At 71.2% G+C, this 6,364-nt stretch carries 4 protein-coding genes; all 4 read left to right on the top strand.

Features of this window, described 5'->3' with window-relative positions; genetic code table 11:
• Positions 1-1,083 (top strand): 3' terminal RNA ribose 2'-O-methyltransferase Hen1 (locus J1C73_RS07285; protein WP_207315618.1); only part of this gene is annotated, 1,083 nt, incomplete at its 5' end.
• Complete coding sequence (locus J1C73_RS07280; protein WP_242643841.1) at positions 1,080-3,725, top strand: polynucleotide kinase-phosphatase; 2,646 nt, start codon at positions 1,080-1,082, stop codon at positions 3,723-3,725. The genes J1C73_RS07285 and J1C73_RS07280, both read left to right, overlap by 4 nt.
• A gap of 118 nt (positions 3,726-3,843) precedes the next feature.
• Positions 3,844-5,076 (top strand): arginine deiminase, encoded by a 1,233-nt coding sequence (locus tag J1C73_RS07275; RefSeq protein WP_207315617.1) that lies wholly within the window; start codon positions 3,844-3,846, stop codon positions 5,074-5,076.
• Positions 5,077-5,220: 144 nt separating this feature from the next.
• The gene (argF, locus tag J1C73_RS07270; protein WP_207315616.1) at positions 5,221-6,225 is read left to right on the top strand and encodes an ornithine carbamoyltransferase; all 1,005 of its coding nucleotides are present in this window, start codon (positions 5,221-5,223) and stop codon (positions 6,223-6,225) included.
• Positions 6,226-6,364 lie beyond the last annotated feature (139 nt).

Below are 6,364 nucleotides of genomic sequence, written 5' to 3'. Positions count from 1 at the left end.
CTCCCGGCCCGTGGTGGTGCCGAGCTGGTGCGCAAGCTCTTCGGGCCGCTCGGCTGGTCGCGGGTGGACGCGGTGGCCGTACCGCTGGACGAGCAGTTCCCCGAGTGGGGGGACTCGCGGTACGTACGGCTCCTGCTGGAAGGCGAGCTGCGGCTGGCGGACGCGCTGCGGCAGTTGTATGTCCTGCTGCCGGTGCTCGACGACGCCAAGCACTACTGGGTGTCGCCGGACGAGGTGGACAAGCTGCTGCGCGCCGGTGAGGGCTGGCTGGCCGATCACCCCGAGCAGAAGCTGATCACCAGCCGGTACCTGGCCCGCCGCTGGGGGCTGACCAGGCAGGCGATGGAGCGGCTGGAGCTGGTGCGGCTCGCCGAGTCGGACGACCTCGACGTCGAGAGCATCGACAACGCGGTCGACGAAACGGCCGACACCGAGGAGCGCCCGGTGCCGCTCGCCGAGCAGCGGCGGACCGCGATCCTGGCCGCGCTGAGCGGTGCCGGGGCGAGCCGGGTGCTCGACCTGGGCTGTGGACAGGGCCAGTTGGTGCAGGCGCTGATGAAGGACGTGCGATTCACGGAGATCGTCGGGGTCGACGTCTCGATGCGCGCCCTCACCATCGCCTCGCGCCGGCTGAAGCTGGACCGGATGGGGGAGCGGCAGGCAGCCCGCGTGACGCTTCAGCAGGGCTCGCTCACGTACACCGACAAGCGGCTCAAGGGGTACGACGCGGCGGTGCTCAGCGAGGTCATCGAGCATCTCGACCTGCCGCGGCTGCCTGCGCTGGAGTACGCGGTATTCGGCTCGGCCCGTCCCCGCACCGTGCTGGTGACCACGCCGAACGTCGAGTACAACGTCCGCTGGGAGACGCTCCCGGCCGGGCACGTCCGGCACGGCGACCACCGGTTCGAATGGACCCGGGCCGAGTTCCGGGACTGGGCGGGCGAAGTGGCCCGCCGGCACGGGTACACGGTGGAGTTCGTGCCCGTGGGCCCCGACGACCCCGAGGTGGGGCCGCCCACCCAGATGGCCGTGTTCACCATGACCGCGGCCGACGAGACCCAGAAGGAGGCGAAAGCCGCATGAGCAGCACGAGTGACAGCACGAGCGCCGGTGCCAGCGAAAGCTCCGGTCACAGCACCGGCGACAACATCAGCGAAAGCACCACGCGCACCCTGCCGGTGACCGACCTCTCCCTCGTGGTCCTCATCGGGGCGAGCGGTTCGGGCAAGTCCACCTTCGCCCATCGGCACTTCAAGCCGACCGAGATCATCTCCTCGGACTTCTGCCGGGGCCTCGTCGCCGACGACGAGAACGACCAGAGCGCGAGCCGGGACGCCTTCGACGTCCTGCACTACATCGCCGGCAAGCGCCTGGCCGCCGGACGGCTGACCGTCGTCGACGCCACGAACGTCCAGCCCGAGAGCCGCCGTCAGCTGGTGAAGCTGGCCAGGGAACACGACGTGCTGCCCATCGCGATCGTGCTCGACCTGCCCGAGGAGGTCTGCCTCGCACGCAACGCGGCCCGCCCGGACCGCGCCGACATGCCCCGCCACGTCGTCCAGCGCCACCGCCGCGAGCTGCGCCGCTCGCTGCGCGGTCTGGAGCGCGAGGGCTTCCGCAAGGTCCACATCCTGCGCACCGAGGACGAGGCCGGGCGCGCGGAAGTCGTGCGGGAGCGCCGCTATAACGACCTCCGCCATCTCACCGGTCCCTTCGACATCATCGGTGACATCCATGGCTGCAGCTCCGAGCTGGAGACCCTGCTCGGCAAGCTCGGCTACGTGGACGGCGCGCACCCCGAAGGGCGTACGGCGGTCTTCGTCGGCGACCTCGTCGACCGCGGGCCCGACAGCCCTGGCGTGTTGCGCCGTGTGATGTCGATGGTGTCGGACGGCGACGCGCTCTGTGTGCCCGGCAACCACGAGAACAAGCTCGGCCGCTACCTCAAGGGCCGCAAGGTCCAGCAGACCCACGGACTCGCCGAGACCATCGAGCAGTTGGAGCGGGAGGACGCCCGGGGCCCGGAATTCCGGGAGCAGGTGAAGGAGTTCGTCGACGGGCTCGTCAGCCACTACGTGCTGGACGGCGGCAAGCTGGTCGTCTGCCACGCCGGGCTGCCCGAGAAGTACCACGGGCGCACCTCCGGGCGGGTCCGCTCGCACGCACTGTACGGCGACACCACCGGCGAGACCGACGAGTTCGGCCTGCCGGTGCGCTACCCGTGGGCGGAGGAGTACCGGGGCCGCGCCGCAGTCGTCTACGGCCACACCCCCGTGCCCACCACCTCCTGGGTCAACAACACCATCTGCCTGGACACCGGCGCCGTCTTCGGCGGGAAGATGACCGCGCTGCGCTGGCCGGAGCGCGAACTCGTCGACGTACCGGCCGAGCAGGTCTGGTACGAGCCGGTGAAGCCGCTGACCACCGAGGCGCCGGGCGGCCGTGAAGGCCGTCCGCTGGACCTCGCCGATGTGCGGGGCCGCCGGATCGTGGAGACCCGGCACATGGGCCGCGTCGCGGTGCGCGAGGAGAACGCGGCGGCCGCGCTGGAGGTCATGAGCCGGTTCGCCGTCGACCCCCGGCTGCTCGCCTACCTGCCGCCGACCATGGCGCCGACGGCCACCTCGAAGGAGGAGGGCTACCTGGAGCATCCTGCCGAGGCGTTCGCCCAGTACCTGGCGGACGGCGTGACCAGGGTCGTGTGCGAGGAGAAGCACATGGGCTCACGGGCGGTGGCCCTGGTCTGCCGGGACGCGGACGTGGCACGGGAACGCTTCGGCACGGGGGACACACTCCCCGCTTCCGGAGGCGTTGGAGGCCCGACGGGCGCCCTGCACACCCGCACCGGACGCCCGTTCCTGGACGACGCCGCGGTGACCGAGGCCGTCCTCGGCCGGCTGCGCGCGGCGGTCACCGCCGCCGGGCTGTGGGAGGAGTGGGACACCGACTGGGTGCTGCTCGACGCCGAGCTGATGCCCTGGTCCCTCAAGGCGGCCGGGCTGCTCCGCTCGCAGTACGCGGCGGTCGGCGCCGCGTCGGGCGCCGTGTTCCCCGCGGCCGAAGCGGCCCTCGCGGCAGCGGTGGAGCGCGGCATCGACGTCGGCGCGCTCGCGGACCGGCAGCACGGCCGGGCGCAGGACGCGGCCGCGTTCACCGAGGCCTACCGCCGCTACTGCTGGAGCACCGAGGGGCTGGACGGGGTGCGGCTGGCACCGTTCCAGATCCTCGCCGTGCAGGGCCGCTCGCTCGCCGCCGTTCCCCATGACGAGCAGCTGGCCTGGCTGGACCGGCTGGTGGAGCACGACCCCACGGGGCTGCTCCAGGTCACCCGGCGGCTCGTCGTCGACACCGCCGACGAGGCGTCGGTCCGCTCCGGCATCGACTGGTGGCGGGAGATGACCGGCCGCGGCGGCGAGGGCATGGTGGTCAAGCCGCTCGGCGCGCTCGTCAGGGACGGCAAGGGCCGGCTGGTCCAGCCCGGCATCAAGGTGCGCGGCCGGGAGTACCTGCGGATCATCTACGGACCCGAGTACACCCGTCCGGAGAACCTGGACAGGCTGCGCGGCCGGTTCCTCGGCCACAAGCGGTCGCTCGCCCTGCGTGAGTACGCCCTGGGTCTCGAAGCCCTGGACCGGCTGGCCGAGGGTGAGCCGCTGTGGCGGGTGCACGAGGCGGTCTTCGCGGTGCTGGCGCTGGAGTCGGAGCCGGTGGACCCCCGGCTGTAGGGCCCGCCCGGCGGGCCCGGGCCCGCCCGGCGGGCCCGGGCCACGCCCCCGGGCCCGCCGGAAGAACCGGCAGGCGATTCGCCGGGTGAACGGCGCTCCGCGCGGTGAGGATGTGGGCATGGGATTCCATGTCGACTCCGAGGCCGGGCGGCTGCGCCGCGTCATCGTGCACCGCCCCGATCTGGAACTGAAACGGCTCACCCCGAGCAACAAGGACGCGCTGCTCTTCGACGACGTGCTCTGGGTGCGCCGGGCCCGCCAGGAGCACGACGGCTTCGCGGACGTGCTGCGCGAGCGCGGCGTCGAGGTGCACCTCTTCGGGGACCTGCTCCGTGAGTCGCTGGAGATCCCGGTGGCCCGGCGGCTCGTGCTGGACCGCGTCTTCGAGGAGAAGGAGTACGGCCCGCTCGCCACCGAACACCTGCGGGCCGCCTTCGAGGAGCTGTCCGCCACCGAACTCTGCGAGGCGCTGGTCGGCGGGATGACCAAACGGGAGTTCCTGGAGCGGTACCACGAGCCGACCTCGGTCCGCTTCCACGTCATGGACCTGGACGACTTCCTGCTCGGGCCGCTGCCGAACCACCTCTTCACCCGCGACACCTCGGCCTGGATCTACGACGGGGTCTCCATCAACGCCATGCGCTGGCCGGCCCGGCAGCGCGAGACGGTCCACTTCGAGGCGATCTACGGGCACCATCCGCTCTTCACCGGCCCCGACGCGGGCGCCTTCCACCACTGGTCGCAGGGGCAGGACGACTACCCCTCCACCATCGAGGGCGGCGACGTCCTGGTCATCGGCCGGGGCGCCGTCCTCATCGGGATGAGTGAGCGCACCACCCCGCAGGCGGTGGAGATGCTGGCCCGCGGACTCTTCGACGCCGGGTCCGCCCGGACGATCGTGGCGCTCGACATGCCCAAGAGCCGGGCGTTCATGCACCTGGACACGGTGATGACGATGGTCGACGGGGACACCTTCACCAAGTACGCGGGCCTGGGCATGCTCCGCTCGTACACCATCGAGCCGGGAGCCGGCCCTCGTGACCTCAAGGTCACCGACCATCCGCCCGAGCACATGCACCGCGCCATCGCCGAGGCGCTGGGGCTGGACTCGATCCGGGTCCTCACCGCCATCCAGGACGTGCACGCCGCCGAGCGCGAGCAGTGGGACGACGGCTGCAACGTCCTGGCCGTCGAACCGGGCGTCGTCGTCGCCTACGAGCGCAATGCCACCACCAACACCCACCTGCGCAACGAAGGAATCGAGGTCATCGAGATCCGCGGCAGCGAACTGGGCCGGGGCCGGGGCGGACCCCGGTGCATGAGCTGTCCGGTGGTCCGCGATCCGGTGTGACCGCCGGGCCGCGGCGCGGCATGCCCGGGGTGCGCGGCGTGGGTGGGCGGGACACCGGAAGCGGCCTGTATAGCGATGCACTGCATCGTATAGACTTCCAGGGTTAGCGTATGCGTCCCCCCGCCCGACCCAGGAGCAGTCACCATGGCCATAGACCTCGCAGGCCGCCACTTCATCAAGGAGCTGGACTTCACGGCCGAGGAGTTCCGCGGACTGATCGACCTGGCCGCAGAGCTGAAGGCCGCGAAGAAGGCGGGGACCGAGGTGCAGCGGCTGCGCGGCCGGAACATCGCGCTGATCTTCGAGAAGACCTCGACCCGCACCCGGTGCGCGTTCGAGGTGGCCGCCGCCGATCAGGGCGCGGCCACGACGTACCTCGACCCGTCCGGCTCCCAGATGGGTCACAAGGAGTCGGTGAAGGACACCGCGCGTGTCCTCGGCCGGATGTTCGACGGCATCGAGTACCGCGGTGACAGCCAGGCGGCCATCGAGGAACTGGCCGCGTACGGCGGGGTGCCCGTCTTCAACGGGCTCTCCGACGACTGGCACCCCACCCAGATGCTCGCCGACTGCCTCACCATGACCGAGCACAGTGCGAAGCCGCTGGAGCGGATCGCCTTCGCCTACCTCGGTGACGCCCGGTTCAACATGGGCAACTCCTACCTGGTCACCGGTGCCCTGCTGGGCATGGACGTACGGATCGTCGCGCCGAAGGCCTACTGGCCCGCCGACGGGATCGTCGCGGAGGCCCGCAGGCTCGCCGAGGGCAGCGGGGCGACCGTCACGCTCACCGAGGACATCGCCGAGGGCGTGCGCGGCGCCGACTTCGTCGCCACCGACGTCTGGGTCTCGATGGGGGAGCCCAAGGAGGTCTGGGACGAGCGCATCGCCGCCCTCGCGCCGTATGCCGTCACCATGGACGTCCTGCGGGCCAGCGGCAACGCCGACGTGAAGTTCCTGCACTGCCTCCCGGCCTACCACGACCTCGGCACCAAGGTGGGGCGGGAGATTCACCTCAGGCACGGTCTGACCGAGCTGGAGGTCAGCGACGAGGTCTTCGAGTCCGCCCACTCGGTCGTCTTCGACGAGGCGGAGAACCGGATGCACACGATCAAGGCGGTGCTGGTCGCGACGCTGGCCGGGCACTGACCCGGACAAACCGCATGTTCATGCACCCAAGTGGGTGAACATGCGCACGAGTGCCTATCATGGTCTCCGTCGGTGGGGTTCGAGCTCGCACGCTCGAACCCCATTTTTCGTGTGCCCCACCGGCCCCCACGCCTCCGGA

The organism is Streptomyces laculatispora, assembly GCF_017353455.1.
Taxonomy (GTDB): domain Bacteria; phylum Actinomycetota; class Actinomycetes; order Streptomycetales; family Streptomycetaceae; genus Streptomyces; species Streptomyces laculatispora.
Note: the sequence above shows the minus strand (reverse complement) of the source record. Positions and strands in the feature narration are given on the sequence as shown.